At 62.4% G+C, this 20,271-nt stretch carries 17 protein-coding genes and 1 pseudogene; 12 read left to right on the forward strand and 6 right to left on the reverse strand.

From position 1 onward, the window contains the following. The first annotated feature begins 217 nt into the window (after positions 1 to 217). Positions 218 to 1,078 carry an OST-HTH/LOTUS domain-containing protein gene (locus ABNP31_RS08405; RefSeq protein ID WP_085665495.1) on the forward strand — a complete coding sequence of 287 codons (861 nt, stop codon included), beginning with the start codon at positions 218 to 220 and terminating at the stop codon, positions 1,076 to 1,078. 382 nt (positions 1,079 to 1,460) lie between these two features. Here the strand turns inward: ABNP31_RS08405 and ABNP31_RS08410 are convergent, their stop codons facing one another. From ABNP31_RS08410 to ABNP31_RS08420, 3 genes and pseudogenes are all read right to left on the reverse strand, one after another. Continuing rightward, complete coding sequence (locus ABNP31_RS08410; RefSeq protein ID WP_085665496.1) at positions 1,461 to 2,873, reverse strand: ATP-dependent nuclease; 1,413 nt, start codon at positions 2,871 to 2,873, stop codon at positions 1,461 to 1,463. A 291-nt stretch (positions 2,874 to 3,164) separates the two neighbouring features. Then, positions 3,165 to 3,494 (reverse strand): annotated as a pseudogene (locus ABNP31_RS08415) (nucleotidyltransferase family protein); the annotation flags it as partial. Positions 3,495 to 4,347: 853 nt separating this feature from the next. Continuing rightward, positions 4,348 to 4,851, reverse strand: coding sequence for a hypothetical protein (locus ABNP31_RS08420; RefSeq protein WP_054572328.1), 504 nt, complete (start codon positions 4,849 to 4,851; stop codon positions 4,348 to 4,350). 483 nt (positions 4,852 to 5,334) lie between these two features. On the opposite strand from ABNP31_RS08420, the gene ABNP31_RS08425 reads away from it, so the two are divergent. From ABNP31_RS08425 to ABNP31_RS08455, 7 genes are all read left to right on the forward strand, one after another. After that, positions 5,335 to 5,592, forward strand: a complete 258-nt coding sequence (locus tag ABNP31_RS08425; RefSeq protein ID WP_085665498.1) for a hypothetical protein — start codon at positions 5,335 to 5,337, stop codon at positions 5,590 to 5,592. A gap of 103 nt (positions 5,593 to 5,695) precedes the next feature. Next, positions 5,696 to 5,983, forward strand: a complete 288-nt coding sequence (locus tag ABNP31_RS08430; protein ID WP_085617267.1) for a DUF3077 domain-containing protein — start codon at positions 5,696 to 5,698, stop codon at positions 5,981 to 5,983. 177 nt (positions 5,984 to 6,160) lie between these two features. After that, positions 6,161 to 7,255, forward strand: coding sequence for a dimethylsulfone monooxygenase SfnG (gene sfnG / locus ABNP31_RS08435; RefSeq protein ID WP_085665499.1), 1,095 nt, complete (start codon positions 6,161 to 6,163; stop codon positions 7,253 to 7,255). A gap of 440 nt (positions 7,256 to 7,695) precedes the next feature. After that, positions 7,696 to 8,178: a formate dehydrogenase subunit gamma gene (locus ABNP31_RS08440; RefSeq protein ID WP_085617289.1), complete on the forward strand. Its 483-nt coding sequence runs from the start codon at positions 7,696 to 7,698 to the stop codon at positions 8,176 to 8,178. Further along, complete coding sequence (locus ABNP31_RS08445; protein ID WP_350013195.1) at positions 8,172 to 9,749, forward strand: formate dehydrogenase beta subunit; 1,578 nt, start codon at positions 8,172 to 8,174, stop codon at positions 9,747 to 9,749. The genes ABNP31_RS08440 and ABNP31_RS08445 overlap by 7 nt, the downstream gene beginning before the upstream one ends. Next, on the forward strand, positions 9,746 to 12,628 hold the full coding sequence (fdhF, locus tag ABNP31_RS08450) for a formate dehydrogenase subunit alpha (RefSeq protein ID WP_025338352.1): 2,883 nt from the start codon (positions 9,746 to 9,748) through the stop codon (positions 12,626 to 12,628). The genes ABNP31_RS08445 and fdhF overlap by 4 nt, the downstream gene beginning before the upstream one ends. Continuing rightward, positions 12,625 to 12,828: a formate dehydrogenase subunit delta gene (locus tag ABNP31_RS08455; RefSeq protein WP_015269628.1), complete on the forward strand. Its 204-nt coding sequence runs from the start codon at positions 12,625 to 12,627 to the stop codon at positions 12,826 to 12,828. The genes fdhF and ABNP31_RS08455 overlap by 4 nt, the downstream gene beginning before the upstream one ends. Positions 12,829 to 12,991: 163 nt before the next feature. Here the strand turns inward: ABNP31_RS08455 and ABNP31_RS08460 are convergent, their stop codons facing one another. Next, a complete protein-coding gene (locus tag ABNP31_RS08460) occupies positions 12,992 to 13,855 on the reverse strand; it encodes a universal stress protein (protein WP_025338353.1) in 864 nt (287 codons plus the stop codon). Positions 13,856 to 14,009: 154 nt separating this feature from the next. On the opposite strand from ABNP31_RS08460, the gene ABNP31_RS08465 reads away from it, so the two are divergent. Then, complete coding sequence (locus ABNP31_RS08465) at positions 14,010 to 14,627, forward strand: tRNA-(ms[2]io[6]A)-hydroxylase (protein ID WP_085665501.1); 618 nt, start codon at positions 14,010 to 14,012, stop codon at positions 14,625 to 14,627. Positions 14,628 to 14,649: 22 nt separating this feature from the next. Here the strand turns inward: ABNP31_RS08465 and ABNP31_RS08470 are convergent, their stop codons facing one another. Next, positions 14,650 to 14,970: a DUF883 family protein gene (locus ABNP31_RS08470; RefSeq protein ID WP_025338355.1), complete on the reverse strand. Its 321-nt coding sequence runs from the start codon at positions 14,968 to 14,970 to the stop codon at positions 14,650 to 14,652. 129 nt (positions 14,971 to 15,099) lie between these two features. Here ABNP31_RS08470 and ABNP31_RS08475 point away from each other — a divergent pair, with 129 nt between their 5' ends. After that, positions 15,100 to 15,363, forward strand: a complete 264-nt coding sequence (locus ABNP31_RS08475) for a hypothetical protein (protein WP_025338356.1) — start codon at positions 15,100 to 15,102, stop codon at positions 15,361 to 15,363. A 17-nt stretch (positions 15,364 to 15,380) separates the two neighbouring features. Here ABNP31_RS08475 and ABNP31_RS08480 read toward each other — a convergent pair whose 3' ends face one another. Next, complete coding sequence (locus ABNP31_RS08480) at positions 15,381 to 15,863, reverse strand: LEA type 2 family protein (RefSeq protein ID WP_075044241.1); 483 nt, start codon at positions 15,861 to 15,863, stop codon at positions 15,381 to 15,383. 135 nt (positions 15,864 to 15,998) lie between these two features. Between ABNP31_RS08480 and ABNP31_RS08485 the strand changes: the two genes are divergently transcribed. Next, the gene (locus ABNP31_RS08485; RefSeq protein WP_085665502.1) at positions 15,999 to 17,120 is read left to right on the forward strand and encodes a sigma-70 family RNA polymerase sigma factor; all 1,122 of its coding nucleotides are present in this window, start codon (positions 15,999 to 16,001) and stop codon (positions 17,118 to 17,120) included. A gap of 226 nt (positions 17,121 to 17,346) precedes the next feature. Continuing rightward, entirely contained in the window at positions 17,347 to 19,773 is a 2,427-nt protein-coding gene (locus ABNP31_RS08490; protein WP_350013407.1) for a TonB-dependent receptor, read from the forward strand. The last annotated feature ends 498 nt before the right edge of the window (positions 19,774 to 20,271 follow it).

Here is a 20,271-nt window from a genome sequence, read left to right on the forward strand (position 1 = left end):
TATTGATCCAGGCCGTTACGACGCCTGCAGAACAGGCTCGTCGCCATTGAATGGTCCTGAGAGCCAGGGGTAGCTGTCGACCGATGCGAGTAAAAAGTCCTCAACCTATACTGACGCTTGAAAAGCGCCTTATATACGCATTGCAGGCCCTCCTTGCAGGGCAAGCGCATTGCCGTGAATTGCTCCAGCACTGCCACTTTTAGGTGAGTCGTTGATCATGGATGAAGTCACTACCATGCCCGCGGATGATGTACCTGAACTTCAACCTGTGGTGCAGCGCAAGCTCGGACGCTGTCTGTTGCGTTTGCAACAATACGAACAGCTGCTGAAAGTCATAGTCGCGCATGCTGAGTTGAGCGGCCCTGTGGATCGGCTGCATGCCATCCGTGAGCAGAAGATCGCACGTACCAAGAAAAAAACCATGGGCATGTTGGTCGGGATGTTGGCCGACAGCTTTCTGGTCCAGTCGCCCCAAAATGAAGAGTCAGAGACGGAAGCCGATGCTGGTGACCAGATCGGGTTCAGCTATCGAAACCAGTTGAAAATGCCAGTCGAGCACTATGAGGCAACGAAGGTGGCTACCAAGGCGTTGGTCGACCTGCGTAACAAGCTGGTTCACCACTTCATTGAGCATTTCGATCTCTGGTCAGAGTCAGGCTGCCAGGCTGCGGATGGTTATCTGGAGGAAAGCTACCAAACCATCAATCGGCATTGTTTGAACCTGCGATGTTGGGCCAGAACCATGGGCGAGGCACAAGTTAAATTGGCTTCGTTTATACAGAGCCAGGCATTTGCAGATGCGCTCGACGGCATACGGGAGGACGGCTCGGTCGATTGGCTTGGCTGTGGGATCTGCTCCTGTTTACGTGAGGCAGAAGCCAAGCTTGCCGAAGGTGGCTGGACTCGACTGGAAGCAGCGATCCGCTGGATTAGTGATACCTATCCAGAGCAGTCGCCCAAGCGCTACGGTTGCAATCGCTGGAGGCATGTCCTGCACGAATCACGGCAGTTCGAAATACGAAAATCCCAAGCTGATAATGAACGGACTAGCGTTTGGTATCGCAGCAAGGTCAGTTGAAAGGGCCGCTGGATCGTCACTCTATTTGTCGGCGCGCTTAGGGACTGCTTTTGGTCGTTAGTTACCTTCCGCCAAGGGCCGCTCTGGAGCGAAAGCGGTCATCCACGACCGGCAGCTATCGACCCGTTGCTGCCGGTGAGCCGAACAGCAATCTTTGTGGGAGCGGGTTTACCCGCGAACACCGGCACAGCCGGTGCCATCCACCGCAGCGCCTGCATCGCGGGTAAACCCGCTTGGATGGTAGGACTTGAAGGGAGGAGGAGGGTCGGGAGCAGCCAGTCGCGAATGGCCGCTATCGACCCATAGCGGCCGTTCGTGAAGGGCATGAATCGGCCAGAAGCGGACATTGATTTGCTCTCGCTCAAACCAGACGTCGGGCTGTTTAGAAATTGTCAGTGCCAACCGGTACAGTTCTTGGCTGACCCGCCATATAAGCCCTCAGCGAGTCCAAAACGGCCGCCATGCTATCTACATATTCTGGGCGAACGCTGTGCTTACTGTCCAGAACACCATCCTTCGCTCCCGTCGCTGGGCGCGCTGGCTTAGTCCTAATATCGTCGGCAGGGAGTATGCAGGAAAAATAGTCCGGGAAGAGCGATTTAAGCTCATCAGCGTCGGCAGCCTTGTCGCCGTCAAACACCGCAGCAACTCGTGAAAATCCTAGCTCACTCAAAATCTGACAAAGATGCTTGATGTTGCCGGCACCGCCAGCACCCCAGCCAAAGAAAGTGCCTGGCATATCCTGCTCAAGTTGATTGGCAATCTCTGGCAGGAGAACCACATCTTCCTGACCCTCGGTAAGCACAAGCCCATCCTCCTGGAAAAACAGCTCACGTGCATCAAGCCCAAACACATGCGGGTTGTACACGTTGCGGGCTGACAACTTTTTGATCGACTCAAGTGCCGATGGGCCAAGCTGATTGATTTTAGTTCCATTGGCGCCAGTGGTGACCCGGACCAAGCCAGCGCCATTTTTCAATGCTTCCAGATCAACAAAGTATGGAGAGTGAGTGGAGATCACAATTTGCCGGTCGCTAGAGAACTTTCGGATCAACCGTGCTAAACGTTTTTGCAGGGCAGGATGCAATGAAAGCTCGGGCTCGTCGATGACGACAACATCTCCCTCAATCGAGTCATAGAGCGAATCGACAATGGCAAAGATACTGACGATGCCTTCGCCCATGCCATCGCTGGAGTGGGCGTTATCGGCCGAGAAAAACTTGAGAAAATGTTGCCCTTGTTCAGATAGGTCAATCGACCAATCTGGGGTGAATCCTAGCACCTCGGAGGCGTGCAAATTGAACGCGGCCAGCTTGGCTTCATCACTCAGAATATTGAACAAGCGGTATTCGAAACCGCTGAGCGTCGGGCTGCGTTGCGGTGGCAACACCGATCCCTCAATGTGCTCATGCCGTGTATACGCATGCTTGCTGAAGTAAGGGTTGAATGCACGCCGCGATGGTAGTACGAATATTCGCTCTTCGGCTTTTTCTCCAATGCGTTTGGTCTCGCTGGCCCCTTTGCGGAGCGAATGGATGGATTCCTTGGCACCGTCAAAGACGTAATCAATCTCAACCAGTCCGACGGCAGCATGTCGCACCCCGGCACTGAAGCTCGGAGTTGCATAACCGTTACGAGCTCTTAGGCACTCCAGAATGGAAGACTTCCCTGCATTGTTAGCTCCAGTAATTATAGTGAGACCACTGCCTTCTTTGCCATTTGGCACAGAAAACGTCACTGTTCCACGATTCTTGAAGCCACGGTAACCCAGGATGCTGATGGTTTTGATTGGCATTATTTATGATCCAAACTAAAAAGAGGTAAGCCCCTACAGTAGGCTATGCACAAGGCTCATCGCTGGCTGCCCGACGCCTATTAGACCGTAGTCTTAGGCAAACCTAGGTGTGTTTCTGCTGCCCACAGCTGCCTAGAAACGAACGAATTATTGACTATTAGATTTTGGCCAAATGCGCCAGCGAACCAACTCTAACTGAAATTTACAGAGTATCTCAACGCGGTTTAGAGATAGTAGACAGAATGAACGGGCGTTCAGGCGGAACGGACAGTATTTCAATTTCGCTCATGCGCCGAACTTCGCCTCGTACCACAAGTGAACACGGGCCTGGTTGCGCACTTCCACGTTGACGCCCAGGTGCGCGCACGCCTGATGAACCCGGGCGATGACACGGTCCTCTGCCTCCCAGGACAAGTCGGCGTCGAAGTAGGCGATGTCATAGTCCTTGATGCCCCTCTCCGAAGGTAGCCCGGCGCGGTGGTTCCAGAATGTCTGGAACAGGGCGCCTGCCGTCAGCATGCAGTGGGGGACATCCAGCGCTGGCAGGGCGGCCAGCAATGCCCGGTTTATCGGGTTCTCGTGGATGATTGCCAGCACTTGTTCATTCGTCAGTGAATGCATGGGTACCGTCCTTGGTGGTTGCATTGCGCTGAGCTTACCTGAATGCCAGGGTGAGTGGCTGTGCGCAATGGGTTGCTGCTTGCCGTGATCCCATTGGAAGATCGTCCAGCCCGTTGGCCTGTGCTGGCGCGTACTCTGTGGGAGCGGCTTTAGCCGCGAAGATCCAACGCGGTGCATGGCACCGGCTGCGCCGGTGTTCGCGGCTAAAGCCGCTCCCACAGGGTCCCTGCTAATGCAATGAGTTATGTGCTGCTCTATGAGCGCCCGCCCGCCGTGGCGCTGAACAGCGCCGGATTTCGTGTAGTTGAATGCCTGAGCGAGGTGTTCCCTGGGGAGAGTTTACCCGCGAACTGGGCAGTCGGGGCTAGTCATGAAAGCGTTGGTTACACAGCTCTGCGCTACGGTGCGGACGATGGGTTCATAATGCATGCTTTTTCGAGTTTAGCAGGCTACGGCGCCAATTATTGCTCCGGCCAGGTCATCCGGTTGATCAGCATTCACTAACGAGTACTCAGATAATGAAAATTCTTGCCGAAGGGGTCACCGGTAAAGCGCTTTGCGAACACTGCCAGGTAGTGGTGCCTACGTACTATGCACGCCGTGATGTACCGTTCAGCGATGGTCAAGGGGTGGTCAAGGATATCCTGGTGGGTGTGTGTTTCCGTTGCGATGGCGTGGTCGCCCTTACACCTCAATCTACGCCAGCCATCCGAGAGTCACGCCGTCGTTTCGGATAATCGCGATCAATTGTTATCGCGCCATTCTTTCGCCAGTCGAGCCAGATACTGCATGGTCGAAATATCCCGGGCTTTGGTGTGCGCATCCGGCCATAACCAGACTGGCATTGGTCACCTTACGCCAGTCGGTTGAGCTTGCGGGTAGTGTGATCGGCAAGATCGCGAAGGCCAGGGGCACTCAGTGCGCTCTGGAACTCATCCGGCGTGAGGAAGAACTGCTGGTAGATCCCATCGATGACAACCATTTTGCTGCGTACCTTAGCCACTGCTCGGCGCAGGTTCTGGTGCTCATCGTAAAGAGCGGTTGGCACGTTTGCCGCTTGCAGTCCGCCCTCCAACTGCCTTACCGCTTTGAGCAACTCAGCATTCTTGAGGTATTTGGTCTGGTCGAAGGTATCCGATTTCATGAGTGCAACGACACGCCTCGAATAGATCGACTCCAGGACCAGCCAGCCATGAGTCAGCTCAGCGATTACGCTGCGCAGGTCAGGGGAAGAGGGGGGGGTAGCGCTGGCTTCACGAACCTCAACGGCACGTGATTGAAGTGAGAGAGTTGTGTAATCACCCACCAATGCGAGCGCGGCGACGATGAGCGCCGGTGCTGCTGCTTTGACTGGCATGAATACCTCCATTTGCTGCTCGGATTTTGCTGCGATTACTGAAAACTTGGGGGCAATTATCGGCGTTGAAGCCTGATAGTCAATTGCTGCCAAGTCTGGAAATTGTAAGCCTAAAAAACGTTGAGCGTATGGTTCTGGTGCGTCGGTGTGAGCTGGTCCTACAAGACCGAATCAGTTTTTTCCCCTTCCTCGTAGTCCATTTCTGAATCATCCTTTTCAAGCCGTTTCACCATTGCGATGGAAACCTGAGCCCCCTAGTCTCGCCCTGTCGTTGCAAATTCAACGACCGGGTCTGCAAGCCCGATGCTTGGTTTGGTCTCAGTTTGCTGTTGGCTTCGTTCAACGGTGGCTGCGTGCGGGTGGTCTTCGGGCCAGCCGGGAATCGACCTCCAAGCCCGGTCTTGCAGGCCCGCATGTAGCCGCCACCCTATCATCTGCAAGTGATCTGGCGACGGTCCGACTTGTTATTGTCTGGAGGCTGTCATGCTGAAACTCGTTCCCGATCCACCTTTCTCCACTGACTCACCCCATCACTTGGAAGACACCCTGATCCAGGCCACGGAATACGTACTCTGCGCCTTGTCCGTAGGCCATCACGCGATAGCCTCGCTCCCCAAGTCTCCCGCCACGATCATGACCCTGGCGGTCATGCATGAAATGGAGGCTGTGCGCACGCTGCTGGAGTCGGCGATTGCGCAGGTGCAGCTTCGGGCCGGGCAGCCGGTGCATACATTGCACTGATGAGCTGATTTTCAAATTTTGCCAGCCTGGGCGGTGTGGTTTTCCTGCCAGGGACTGCAACCGGGAAATCGCACTGGCCGGCAGATTCAAAAGAGGGTTTCAGATGGACAAGGAATTGGATGACGACACCGGCACGCTGGGCCTGACCGTAGGCGCGGCCACGTTCCTGGACGGTGTGCTGGACGGCAGGAAACTGTTCCGCGTAGAACCGGGAAACTGCTGCGACCATGCCATCGAACAAGCGTCGGTGTTGATGGACTGCTCTCGGCGAGCATCGTTTATCGGGGTTATGGACAACGAACCGGTGCTGGTCTGGGCTTCGCACTTTCTTTGCGACATGGCCAAGGCGCTGATGGATGACGCGCATATGGGCATGCGCAAGAACCGCTGACCTGCCCCCCCGGGCGGCGATGTTGTGCAGCCAACAGCGATCCAGCAGCTTGTTCGACCGCATGCAGCCAACATCGCCGCCAATTTCAGCTAACCAATTGAAATAAAAACACTTTAAAGCCTGGCATGTTTGCTGCTCCTGCCTCCTTGAACCCGAGGATCACCAAGGAGCCTTACCATGAGCCAAGCCCCGATCAAGTTCGCCTACTGGGTCCCCAACGTCAGTGGTGGCCTGGTGGTCAGCACCATCGAACAGCGCACCAGTTGGGACATCGACTACAACCGCAAGCTCGCGCAAATCGCCGAACAGGCTGGTTTCGACTACGCCCTGTCGCAAATCCGTTTCACCGCCGGCTACGGCGCCGACAACCAGCACGAGTCGGTCACCATCAGCCACGCGCTGCTTGCTGCCACGGAAAAGCTCAAGGTCATCGCCGCCATCCTGCCAGGCCCGTGGAACCCGGCGCTGGCGGCCAAGCAGCTGGCGAGCATCGACCAGTTCACCAATGGCCGCATCGCCATCAACGTGGTCTCGGGTTGGTTCAAGGGCGAGTTCCACGCCATCGGCGAACCCTGGCTGGACCACGACGAACGCTATCGCCGTTCCGAGGAATTCATCCGCGCGCTGAAGGGCATCTGGACCCAGGACAACTTCACCTTCAACGGCGACTTCTATCGCTTTCGCGACTACAACCTCAAACCCAAGCCGCTGCAGCAGCCGCACCCTGAGATTTTCCAGGGCGGCAGCTCGCGTGCCGCACGGGACATGGCGGCGCGCGTGTCGGACTGGTACTTCACCAACGGCAACAGCGTGGAAGGGATCAAGGCGCAGGTCGACGATATCCGCGCCAAGGCGGCGGCCAACGGCCATTCGGTAAAGGTTGGAGTCAATGCCTTCATCATCGCCCGCGACACCGAAGAGCAGGCGCGTGCGGTGCTGCAGGAGATCATCGCCAAGGCCAACCCCGAGGCGGTGCGGGCGTTTGGCCAGGAAGTGAAGCATGCCGGTTCTGCCAGCCCGGAGGGCGAGGGCAACTGGGCCAGGTCCAGCTTCGAAGACCTGGTGCAGTACAACGATGGCTTCAAGACCAACCTGATCGGTACACCACGGCAGATTGCCGAGCGCATCGTTGTGCTGAAGGCGGTGGGTGTGGATCTGATCTTGTCCGGGTTCCTGCACTTCCAGGAGGAAGTAGCGTACTTCGGCGAACATGTGCTGCCGCTGGTGCGTGAACTGGAGGCCGGGCGCAGCGTGGACAAGGCGGTGGCCTGAAGCCGATGCCATGCACCGCGTCGGATTCTTCGCGGGCGCGCCCGCTCCCACAGGTAGGGCGCATTCCTTGGGCTACCGGAGCACCGGCGTAGCCGGTGCCATGCACCGCGTTGGATTCTTCGCGGCTAAAGCCGCTCCCACAGGGTACGCGGACCGCTTGTGAATTCAGTTCTCTAAGCGACAGCGCAGCAGACTGCATAAGGCCAGAAACAACCCGCGTCGGTTTCAGGATGCGCCTGGTCGTTCGCACGCAACCCCCCGGCGCCACAAGTGCCATGCTTGCAGGATGCCTCGGACCAGCGCGCGCAGACGTGCGGCCGCAGGCAAGGAGGCCGCTGGCACCACGCAACCGTGACGTGGCCGGCGCGCCGCAGCAGAACACGCCGGATACCTGCCCTTACAACAATTCAGGCAGGGTCCGTGATGCCGAGGTCCGCTGTATGCCTGATGAATTGCTCCACCTGCCTGTGATCCACCGCATTCTGGCCCGTGACAAGGATACCCCCGGCGCGCTGTTGCCGATCCTGCATGCCATCCAGCACGACATCGGCTACATCCCCGATGCCGCTGTCGCCGAAATTGCCCATGCCCTGAACCTCAGCCTGGCCGAGGTGCGTGGGGTGATCAGCTTCTACCATGATTTCCGCACCACGCCACCGGCGCGCCACACCCTGCGCCTGTGCCGCGCCGAGTCGTGCCAGAGCCGGGGCGCCGAGGCGCTGGCCGCGCAACTGCGCGAACAGCTGGCGCTGGACGACCACGGCACCAGCGCCGACGGCACCATCAGCCTGCGCCCGGTGTACTGCCTGGGCGCCTGTGCCTGCTCGCCAGCGCTGGAACTGGACGGCCAGGTGCATGCGCGTCTTACCCCTGACCGCCTGCGCGCGCTGGTCAACGCTTGCCGGGAGGACGCAGCATGCTGAAGCTGTACATCCCCTGCGATTCGGTAGCCCGTGCCGTGGGCGCCGATCAGGTCGCCGATGCCTTGCAACGTGAGGCCGAACGCCGCCAGCTGCCGCTGGACATCCAGCGCACCAGTTCCCGCGGGCTGTACTGGCTGGAACCGCTGCTGGAGTGCGACAGCGCGCAAGGCCGCCTGGGTTTCGGCCCGGTCACCCCGGAAGACGTGCCGTCCTTGCTCGACGCCTTTACCGGTGAGCCCGGTGAGCCCGGTGAATCTGGTGGCCACTCGCTGGCCCTGGGGCCGGTCGAGGACATCCCTTACCTCAAGACCCAGCAGCGCCTGCTGTTCGCCCGCGCCGGCATCACCCGCCCATTGTCGCTGGACGACTACCGTGCCCATGGCGGTTTCGCCGGCCTTGAAGCGGCCGTGGCCCTGGACGGTGCCGAGGTGGTCGCCGCCGTGCTCGATTCCGGCCTGCGCGGCCGCGGCGGTGCGGCGTTCCCGGCCGGCATCAAGTGGCGCACCGTGCGTGACGCCGGGGCCGGGCAGAAGTACGTGGTGTGCAACGCCGACGAGGGTGACTCCGGTACCTTCGCCGACCGCATGCTGATGGAAGGCGACCCATTCCTGCTGATTGAAGGCATGATCATTGCCGGCCTCGCCGTGGGTGCCGACAAGGGCTACATCTATGTGCGCTCGGAATACCCCGACGCCATCCGCATGCTCGACCAGGCCTTCGCCATCGCCCGTGACGCCGGCTACCTCGGCAGCGACGTGGCCGGCAGCGGCCAGGCCTTCGACCTGGAAGTGCGGGTCGGCGCCGGCGCCTATATCTGCGGCGAAGAAACCGCGCTGCTCGAATCAATCGAAGGCAAGCGCGGCATCGTCCGCGCCAAGCCTCCGCTGCCCGCGCTGCAGGGCCTGTTCGGCCTGCCGACGCTGGTGCACAACGTACTCACCCTGGCCTCGGTACCCATCATCATGGCCAAGGGCGCGGCGTTCTACCGCGACTTCGGCATGGGCCGCTCGCTGGGCACCATGCCGTTCCAGCTGGCCGGCAACATCCGCCAGGGCGGCCTGGTGGAACGCGCCTTTGGCCTGACCCTGCGCGAGCTGGTGGAAGGCTATGGCGGCGGCACGGCCAGCGGCCGGCCGCTGAAGGCCGCGCAGGTGGGTGGCCCGCTCGGTGCCTGGGTACCGCCCAGCCACTTCGACACACCGCTGGACTATGAAGCCTTCGCCGCAATGGGCGCGATGCTCGGCCATGGTGGTGTGGTAGTGGCCGACGACACCCTGAACATGGCCAGCATGGCGCGCTTTGCCTTGCAGTTCTGCGCCGAGGAGTCCTGTGGCAAGTGCACCCCATGCCGCATCGGCTCGACCCGGGGCATGGAAGTGGTCGACCGGCTGATCGCCACCAGCGACATAACCGAACGGCATGACCAGGCTCTGTTGCTGCGCGACCTGTGCGACACCATGCAATACGGCTCGCTGTGTGCCATGGGCGGCATGACCGCCTATCCGGTGGCCAGCGCGCTGAAGTACTTCCCCGCCGATTTCGGGCTGACCCACACGGAGGCCGCGCAGTGATCAATTTCTTCGACCCCGCTTCTGATAAAAGCAGCGACCTCGGCACCCCGGCCCGTGACAGCGAGGTACAGGTCAGCCTGAGCATCGATGGCCGTGCCATCACTGTGCCCGCCGGTACCTCGGTAATGCGTGCTGCGGCCATGCTCGGTACCAGCATTCCCAAACTGTGCGCCACCGACAGCCTCGAAGCCTTCGGCTCGTGCCGCATGTGCATGGTGGAAATCGAAGGCATGCGCGGCTACCCGGCCTCCTGCACCACCCCGGTCAGCGAAGGCATGGTGGTGCACACCGAAACCCCGCGCCTGGCCGGCCTGCGCCGCAACGTGATGGAGCTGTACATCTCCGACCACCCGCTGGACTGCCTGACCTGTTCGGCCAACGGCAACTGCGAGCTGCAGACCGTGGCCGGCCAGGTGGGCCTGCGCGAGGTGCGCTACGGCTACGACGGCGCCAACCACCTGGCCGAGAAAAAGGACGTATCCAACCCGTATTTCGACTACGAGCCGAGCAAGTGCATCGTCTGCAGCCGCTGTGTGCGCGCCTGCGAGGATATCCAGGGCACCTTCGCCCTGACCATCACCGGGCGCGGCTTCGAATCGCGAGTGGCGGCGGCGGGTGGTGAGAACTTCCTCGCCTCCGAGTGCGTGTCGTGCGGCGCCTGCGTGCAGGCCTGCCCGACCGCGACCCTGACCGAAAAGAGCCTGGTACAGCTGGGCCAACCCGAGCGTGCGGTCATCACCACCTGCGCCTATTGCGGCGTCGGCTGCTCGTTCCGCGCCGAAATGAAGGGCGACCAGCTGGTGCGCATGGTCCCGGACAAGAACGGCGGCGCCAACCACGGCCACGCCTGCGTCAAGGGCCGCTTCGCCTGGGGCTACGCCACCCACCCGGACCGCATCACCAAGCCGATGATCCGCAAGCGCCTGGAAGACCCATGGCAGGAAGTCAGCTGGGACGAGGCGGTGACCTACGCCGCCAGCGAGTTCCGCCGCATCCAGCTGAAGTACGGTCGCGATTCCATCGGCGGCATCACCTCCAGCCGCTGCACCAACGAAGAAGCCTACCTGGTGCAGAAACTGGTGCGCACGGCGTTCGGCAACAACAACGTCGACACCTGCGCGCGGGTATGCCATTCGCCCACAGGCTATGGCCTGAAGCAGACCCTGGGTGAGTCGGCTGGTACACAAAGCTTCGACTCGGTGATGCAGGCCGACGTGGTGCTGGTGATCGGCGCCAACCCCACCGACGCCCACCCGGTATTCGGCTCGCAGCTCAAGCGCCGCCTGCGCCAGGGTGCGCGGCTGATCGTGATCGACCCACGGCGCATCGACCTGGTCGATTCGCCGCACGCCCGCGCCGAGCTGCACCTGCAACTGCGCCCCGGTACCAACGTGGCCATGCTCAACGCCCTGGCCCACGTGATCGTCACCGAAGGCCTGCTGGCCCAGCGCTTCATCGATGCCCGCTGCGAAACCGAAGATTTCGCCCGCTGGCGCGACTTCGTCAGCCTGGCGGAAAACGCCCCCGAAGTGCTTGGCCCGGTCTGTGGCGTGCCTGCCGAGCAGATCCGCGCCGCCGCCCGGCTGTACGCCACCGGCGGCAACGCGGCCATCTACTACGGCCTGGGCGTGACCGAGCACAGCCAAGGCAGCACCGCGGTGATGGGCATCGCCAACCTGGCCATGGCCACCGGCAACATCGGCCGCGAAGGGGTAGGGGTGAACCCGCTGCGCGGGCAGAACAACGTGCAGGGCTCGTGCGACATGGGTTCGTTCCCTCACGAATTGCCCGGCTACCGGCACATTTCCAACGAGGGCGTGCGCGCCGAGTTCGAGCGTGCCTGGGGCGTGACCCTGCAGCCGGACCCGGGCCTGCGCATCCCCAACATGTTCGAAGCGGCGCTGGACGGCAGCTTCAAGGCCTTGTACTGCCAGGGCGAGGACATTGCCCAGAGCGACCCCAACACCCAGCACGTCACCGCGGCCCTGCTGGCCATGGAGTGCGTGGTGGTGCAGGACATCTTCCTCAACGAAACAGCCAAGTTCGCCCATGTGTTCCTGCCGGGCAGCTCGTTCCTGGAGAAGGACGGCACCTTCACCAACGCCGAGCGGCGCATCTCGCGGGTGCGCAAGGTCATGGAGCCGCTGGCTGGCAAGGCCGACTGGGAGGCGACCGTGGCCCTGGCCAATGCCCTGGGCTACCCGATGAACTACCGCCACCCGTCCGAGATCATGGACGAGATCGCCCGCCTGACGCCCACCTTCCACCGCGTCAGCTACGCCGAGATCGACCGCCACGGCAGCCTGCAGTGGCCGTGCAACGACGCAGCGCCGGATGGCACGCCGACCATGCACATCGACCAGTTCGTACGTGGCAAGGGGCGCTTCATGCTTACCGGCTACGTGCCCACCGAGGAGAAGGTCAACAACCGCTACCCGCTGCTGCTGACCACCGGGCGCATTCTCAGCCAGTACAACGTCGGCGCCCAGACCCGGCGTACCGGCAACGTCGCCTGGCATGACGCCGACCGCCTGGAAATCCACCCGACCGACGCCGAAAGCCGTGGCATCCAGGACGGTGACTGGGTCGGCATCGGCAGCCGCGCCGGGCAGACGGTGCTGCGCGCCAAGGTCAGTGCACGGGTGGCGCCGGGGGTGGTGTACACCACGTTCCACTTCCCCGAGTCGGGGGCCAACGTGATTACCACCGACAACTCCGACTGGGCCACCAACTGCCCTGAGTACAAGGTGACGGCGGTGGAGGTGGTGAAAGTGTTCCAGCCTTCGCAGTGGCAGAAGCGCTACCAGGACTTCAGTGACGAGCAGCGGCGCTTGCTGAAGGAGCGCCGTATTGCGGAAAAAGCCGAGGTGCGCCGATGAGCAGTGAGAACCTGGTCAAGATGGCCAACCAGATTGCCCATTACTTCGACAGCGAGCCAGACCGGGCGCTGGCGGTGCAAGGGGTACGGCAGCATCTGCAGAGCTTCTGGACGCCGGCGATGCGCCGGCAGCTGGCGCAATGGATCGAGGCCAATGCAGGGGAGGGGCTGGACCCGAAGGTGCAGGAAGCGTTGGCCTGACTGGCTCAAGTTCCAAGACGTGCGCGGTCCTTGTAGGAGCGGCCTTGTGTCGCGAAAGGGCTGCGTAGCAGCCCCAGCGATTCCTGCGTAGACGCCAGGATCCTGGGGCCGCTTTGCGGCCCTTTCGCGACACAAGGCCGCTCCTACATGGCGCGCGTCACTTTTAGCCGCGGGCCAGTTCCGCCTGGTGGGCAATTGCCTCCTCGCTCTTGAGCACCAGCACATCCCCTTCCAGCGAATCCAGCACCACCTCCGAGGTATTACCAATCAACGCCCCGGAAATCCCCGTGCGGCAAACCGTGCCGATCACCGTCACCACGGCATCGATCTTCTTCTCGGTATGCGGAATCAGCACATCCGCCGGCCCTTCGGCCACATGCAAGCGGTCTTCGCTGATGTCGTACTCTGCCTGGAATGCCTTGCACGCCTCGCGGTAGCGCTTTTCGATGGTCTCGCTCAGCTGGTACACCGGGTCCGACGCCGACAGCATCGGTGACGGATGCGCACTGATGACGTGCAATTCACCCTTGGCCAGCGCAGCAATGTCATAGCCATGGTCGATGATGCTGGCATGCAGGCGGCGGTGGTCCTCGTCCTGGTTGCCCACGTCCACCGCGGCCAGGACCTTGCCGCCGGTCCACGGCCGCTCGCTCTTGACCATCAGCACGGCACACGGGCACTGGCGCAGCAGCTTCCAGTCGCTGGGGGTGAGCAGGGCCTTTTTCAGCGGGTTGTCCGGGCGGTGTTCCTTGATCACCAGCTCGCAGCCCTCGGCCTGCTGCACGTAGATGATGGTGTCGTGCAGGTTGTCGCGCCAGGCCTCCTCATGGGTGACGTTGTCGTACCCGTCATCATGCAACTGGCTGCTCAGCAGGCTCAGCAGCGCGCTGTGGTCATGCCTTTTGTCGCACATCAGCAGGTGCAGGCGCGCGCCGGTGACACCGGCGATCAGCTTGGCCCGGGTCAGCGCCCGGCTGTGGGCGTGCTCGGGGTCGAGGACGACGAGGATGCTGCGGACGGCTTGCATGGGCGTTAACTCCCTTCAAAGGTGGCGACCAATGCCTGACTATAGTCGGCGCTTCCCCCGCTGGCGCTTGATGTACATCAAGCATAGTCACTGGCGCCGCCCGCCGCCGCCGGTATAATCGCCGGCCCTGCCTGTTCTTTGTGGTTGCACGCTCATGTCCCTGATCCCCGAAATCGACGCCTTTCTTGGTTGCCCGACACCAGACGCCTGGATCGAAGCGGCGCTCGCCGACCAGGAAACCCTGCTGATCGACCACAAGAACTGCGAATTCAAGGCTGCCAGCACCGCCCTGAGCCTGATCGCCAAGTACAACACCCACCTCGACCTGATCAACATGATGTCGCGCCTGGCCCGCGAGGAGCTGGTGCACCACGAGCAGGTGCTGCGCCTGATGAAGCGCCGCGGCGTGCCGCTGCGCCCGGTGTCGGCGGGGCGTTATGCGTCGGGGCTGAGGCGCCTGGTGCGCGCCCACGAGCCGGTCAAACTGGTGGATACGCTGGTGGTGGGGGCGTTCATCGAGGCGCGCAGCTGCGAGCGCTTTGCCGCGCTGGTACCGCACCTGGACGAGGAGCTGGGCCGCTTCTACCACGGCCTGCTGAAGAGCGAAGCGCGCCACTACCAGGGTTACCTGAAACTGGCGCACAACTACGGCGATGAGGCAGACATCGCCCGCCGGGTGGAACTGGTGCGCGCAGCGGAGGTGGAGCTGATCCAGTCACCGGACCAGGAGCTGCGTTTCCACAGCGGTATCCCGATGGCGCAGGCCGCCTGATTCGCACCAGGCGGCCCAGGCGTCAGTGACGGCGGCCCAGCAGCAGGCCGACCACCAGCCCGAGGCCTGCGGAAATGGCCACGGTCTGCCACGGGTGGCCGCCGATGTAGTCCTGGGTAGCCTCCACCACCGGTTGCGCCTTGCTACGCACCTTGTCGGCGGCATGGCGCGCCTGGCGTAGCTTGAGGCTTACCTGCGCGCGCAGGGTTTCCGCCTCGTCACCCACCAGGGCGGCGCTGTCGTTCAGCAGCCTTTCCGACTCTTCGATCAGCGCCTGCAGTTCGCTGAATACCTGGTCCTTGATCTGATCGCTGTCGGCCAGCGCGGCGTTTTTCCGGGCCATGAACTCGTCCTCGTCGATGGTGTGGTTTGAACAATGGATGCCGGCGCGTCGGGAAAGTTGCGGCGGCTTTGGGCTGTTGCAGTACCTGGGTGTAAGATAGCGGCCATTTTCAAACCTGCAGGTACCTTCATGAGTTTCAATCTGGCCAACATGAGCTTCGAGGAACGGGCGCAGATCGAGGCAGAGAAGGCCCGGCTGTTCGAGCTGTGGCAGAACAACCTGGGCAAGGCCAAGGGCGAAGCGGCGCGGCTGATCGCCGAAAAACCCCGGCGCAAAGGCAAATGGGCCGAGTGGGTGCGCGCCGAGCTGGATGGCATGTCGCCGCCCGAATACGCCAACATGGTGCGCAGCGAAGTCAACAAGCTGATGGCCGCAGCCAGCGCCAACCGCTGATCACACCCGCCAGGCGCCTACCAGTAGGCGCCCTTGGGCAGGTCCAGCTTGCCCTCGTCGGTAAAGCGCACGGTCCCCAGCAGCCCGCCGGCCAGCTTGCCGCGCAGCACATAGGGCAGGCCCTGCAACGAGTCCACCCGGCCCAGCCCATAGGCCTGGCGCAGGAAGGAAAACGCCGTGATGCTCACCGGCACCACGACCACCGCTTCGCCATAACGGCCGATGTGCCCCTGCTGGTCGCTGACCCCGGCGGCCAGCGGCTGGCCGTTCACTTCCAGGTTGATGGCGATGCCGTTGTAGTCGATCGGCGCCTCGTTGGGGTTTTGTACCCGCATCTTCACCGCCATGCGCAGTTCCAGCTCCTGCCCGGGCAGCGGTTCGATACCGATCACGCTGATATTGACCGGGTCGTGTGCCTGGAACAGCGCACAGGCCCCCAGGCCGCAGGCCAGCAGCAGGACCAGGAACAGGCGGGCGTAGCGGTGCAGACGGGCAGCCATGGGGTGCGACCTTGCCAGAGTGGGCGAATGGGCAGTGTGGCAAATACGCGTCGGCGTTGAAAGTCTCCGCCCAGATGAAAGATACTGTTTCTCATTAACGCCCGATAACTTCTCCTACTGGCCGTTCCCAAACCCATGCTGACCTCTCCCGCGCCGGGCCTGCTGGCAAGTTTCCAGGAGCACTACGACGACCTGCTGCAGTTCCTGACCCGGCGCATGAGCGACCGTCAGCGCGCTGCCGACGTCGCGCAGGAAACCTACCTGAGGCTGGTGAACATCGACCAGCAGGCGGTGCCGGTGCTGCACGCGCGCAGTTTCATCTTCCGCGTGGCCGGCAACCTGGCGATCGATGCCTTGCGCCGTGAGCAGCGCATTGCCGCCAGCCACGACGACAGCGAGCGGGCAGGTGAGGTGGCCTGCCCGGCGCCTGCACCCGAAGCGGCCTTGCTGGCCCGGGAGCGCCTGCAGATCCTCGATCAGGCGCTGCTGCAGCTGTCCGACAATGCCCGCCAGGCACTGTTGCTAAACCGCGTCGATGGCCTGACCCAGGCGCAGATCGCGCAACGCCTGGGGGTTTCCGAAAGCATGGTGGCGAAGTACATCGGCCAGGCCCTGCGCCATTGCCGCAACTGGCTCAAACAGGCGGGCGTGGCTGCGGCGCTGGTATTTGCCGTTGCTGTGGCAGGTTGGCAGCAGGCGCCGGTGCTGCTGGCGGATTACCACACCGGGGTCGGTGAGCGACAGGTGATTACCCTGGCCGACGGCACGCGGGTGACGTTGAACAGCGCCACTGCCCTGAGCGTGGTATTCAGCGACCGTGAGCGGCGGGTGGTGCTGGAGTCTGGTGAGGCCTTGTTCGAAACCACCGATGATTCACGGCCCTTTGTGGTCGACACGGCCGGTGAGCGGGTGCAAGGGAGTGCGGCTACCTTCAGCGTGCGTCGCGATGGCCGCGTGGTATTGGCACACGGCGAAGCCAAGGTTGGCGAGCATGAATTGGCAGTAGCGGCCGATGCCGGCACGCAGATGGCCTGGCAGCGCGGCAAGTTGATCTTCAACGGCAAGCCGCTGGGGCAGGTGCTGGCGGAGCTCGAGCGTTACCGGCATGGGCGGATCGTGTTGTCCGATAGCAAGCTGGCGGCGATGGAGGTCAGCGGGGTGTTCGACCTCGATGAGCCGGAGGCCCTGTTGCGGACCCTTGAGCAGCGCTATGGGCTGAAGGTGACCTACCTGCCGTGGTTGGCCGTGGTTCATTGATTCGCCTGTGCCGGCCTCTTCGCGGCTGAAGCCGCTCCCACAGGTACTGCACAGGTCTGGAAGGCTGTGGAGATCCCTGTAGGAGCGGCTTTAGCCGCGAAGAGGCCGGCACAGGAAAAATTTTTTATTTTGCACTGCAAGTTCCTGCCTGCCAGATCGTCGTAGTGGGACTGATCAGCAACCAATTCTCATTTACGACTTGTCAGGAAGCTCATTCGTGCCTCTGATGCTCAAGCCCTTGCACCGCCGCCGCGGTCCGCTTCACCATGCCCTGATGTCCTGCAGTGCCCTGGCCATGCTGGTCGGCCCGCTGCAGGCGTTTGCCTCGACCGCCACCGAACAGGCCCAGACCCAGGCCCGCCTGGTCCAGCTCGACCTGCCGGCCCAGCCGCTGGACCAGGCCCTGACCACCTTCGCCGACCAGGCCGGCCTGCACCTGCTGTACACCACTGGCGATGTCGCCGGCCAAGCCAGCCCGGCCTTGCAGGGCAGCTACAGCATCGAGCAGGCCCTGCAGCAGTTGCTGGCCGGCAGCGGCATGAGCTGGCACTTCAGCGATGCCCGCACGGTGACCCTGCGCAAGGCCGACGCTGCGCCGCAGGCGGTCAACCTCAAGCCGATCGAGGTCAGCGTGGCCTCGCGCACCAGCACCGCGATCAGCGAAATCCCCGGCACCGTGTGGGTGGTCGACCAACAGCAGCTGCGCGAGCAGATCGACAGCGGCGTCAGCCTGAAGGAAGCCATCGGCAAGCTGGTGCCAGGCCTCGACCTGGCGCCGGAAGGCCGTACCAACTACGGCCAGAACATGCGCGGGCGCAACGTGCTGGTGATGATCGACGGGGTCAGCCAGAACAGCTCGCGCGGCCTGTCGCGCCAGTTCGACAGCATTTCGCCGTTCAACGTCGAGCGCGTCGAAGTGCTGTCTGGCGCCAGTGCCATCTACGGCGGCGGCGCCACCGGCGGCATCATCAATATCGTGACCAAGAAGGGCGAACCCGGCCCGGCGCGCTTCGAGACCCAGCTCGGCGCCAGCAGCGGTTTCAACAACAGCGACGACCTGGCCACCCGCTTTGCCCAGTCGATCAGTGGCGGCAACGAGCGGTTCAATGCCCGCCTGGGGGTTTCCGGCGAGCAGAACGAAGCCTTCTACGATGGCGCCGGCGACCAGATCTTCATCGACAACACCCAGACCGACCTGCAGTACAACCGCACCATCGACGTGCTCGGCACCTTGGGGATGCAACTGAACGACCAGCAGAGCCTCGACCTGCTGGCCCAGTACTATGACTCGGGCAACCACGGCAGCACCGGTATCTACTTCCCCAACCTGAACCACAACGCCCCATCCGACCTTGAAGACGCCGAGCTGCGCAGCGGCTACTCGTCGGACCTGGAGCCGCGCACCCGGCGCCTGCTGCTGAACGCCAACTACCACCACACCGACGTGCTGGGCCAGGACTTCTACCTGCAGGCCTCGTACCGCAAGGAAGACGACAACTTCTACCCGTTCCCGTACTACAACCGCGCCACGCCCACCGGCTCGCGCGGGGTGTACTTCGCCGCCTCGCAGCAAAACTTCGAAGTCACCAGCCTCAAGGGCCTGTTCGCCAAGCAGTGGGACGCGCTGAAGCTGACCTACGGCGTGGACCTGGACCGCGAGCGCTTCAACGCCGAGCAGACCACCTTCAACGCCCAGACGTCGTCCGAGTCGGGTGGCCTGGAGCTGGAAAAGGAAAGCAAGGCCGCGCGCTACCCCAGCTACCGGGTCGACGGCGTGTCGGTGTACGCCCAGCTGGACTGGCATGCCACCGATAACCTGACCCTGTCCGGCGGCGCCCGGCGCCAGCAGATGGACGTGGACGTCAGCGACTTCAAGGGTGTGCCGGGTGGCAGCAACGATTACCAGGTCAACCTGTTCAACGTCGGTGCCATCTACGACTTCAAGAATGGCCACCAGGTATGGACCAACTACGGCGAAGGCTTCGACCTGCCCGACCCGGCCAAGTACTACGGCAAGCCCGGGCTGAGCGTGGCCGACAACCCGCTGGCCGGCATCAAGAGCCGCCAGGTGGAACTGGGCTGGCGCTATGCCGACCTGGACTGGGATGCCCAGGCGGCGCTGTACTACATCTGGTCGGACAAGATCATCAACGTCGATTCGCAGACCCTGACCATCAACGTGGAAGAGCAGAAAAGCCGCGACTTTGGTTTTGAGGGCGCTCTGACCCGACACTTCCAGACAGGTTGGGAAGCCGGTGGCACCCTGCACCTGACCCGCTCCGAGGAAGAGGATGTCGATGGTGGCTGGATCAAGCGCGATGCCCGCTATGCCTCGTTGTCCAAGGCTACAGCATTCGTCGGCTGGAAGGGCGATGGCCGCAATGCACGGCTGCAGGCCAACCATGCCTTCAGCCTGAAGGACGATGCCGACCACGAGATCGACGGCTATACCACCTTTGACCTGCTGGGCAGCCAGGACACCGGCTTCGGCACCTTCAGCGCCGGCATCCAGAACCTGCTGGACAAGCAGTACAGCACGGTCTGGGGGCAGCGTGCGACGCTGTTCTACTCGCCTACCTACGGGCCGGCTTACCTGTATGACTACCAAGGGCGCGGGCGTACCTACACCCTGACTTGGAGCATGGCTTACTGACCCTGCGCGGTTCTGTAGGAGCGGCCTTGTGTCGCGAAAGGAGTGCGAAGCGCCCCCAGGATTTCAGCTGCGCAGCACATATTGCCGGGGCCGCTTTGCGGCCCTTTCGCGACACAAGGCCGCTCCTACAGAGACCGCACATGCCTGAGGAAGTCGCGGTCCCTGTGGGAGCGGGTTTGCCCGCGAAGAGGCCCGGTCAGACAAACGCCGCCAGCAAATCCTGCGCAAACGCCTGCTGCGCCTCGCCGCCCGGTGCTGACCTGGAGCATGGCTTACTGACGCTGCGCGGTTCTGTAGGAGCGGCCTTGTGTCGCGAAAGGGGTGCGAAGCGCCCCCAGGATTTCAGCTGCGCAGCACATATTGCCGGGGCCGCTTTGCGGCCCTTCGCGACACAAGGCCGCTCCTACAGGGACCGCACATGCCTGAGGAAGTCGCGGTCCCTGTGGGAGCGGGTTTGCCCGCGAAGAGGCCCGGTCAGACAAACGCCGCCAGCAAATC

The sequence above is a fragment of the Pseudomonas asiatica genome, from assembly GCF_040214835.1.
Lineage (GTDB): Bacteria > Pseudomonadota > Gammaproteobacteria > Pseudomonadales > Pseudomonadaceae > Aquipseudomonas > Aquipseudomonas putida_Z.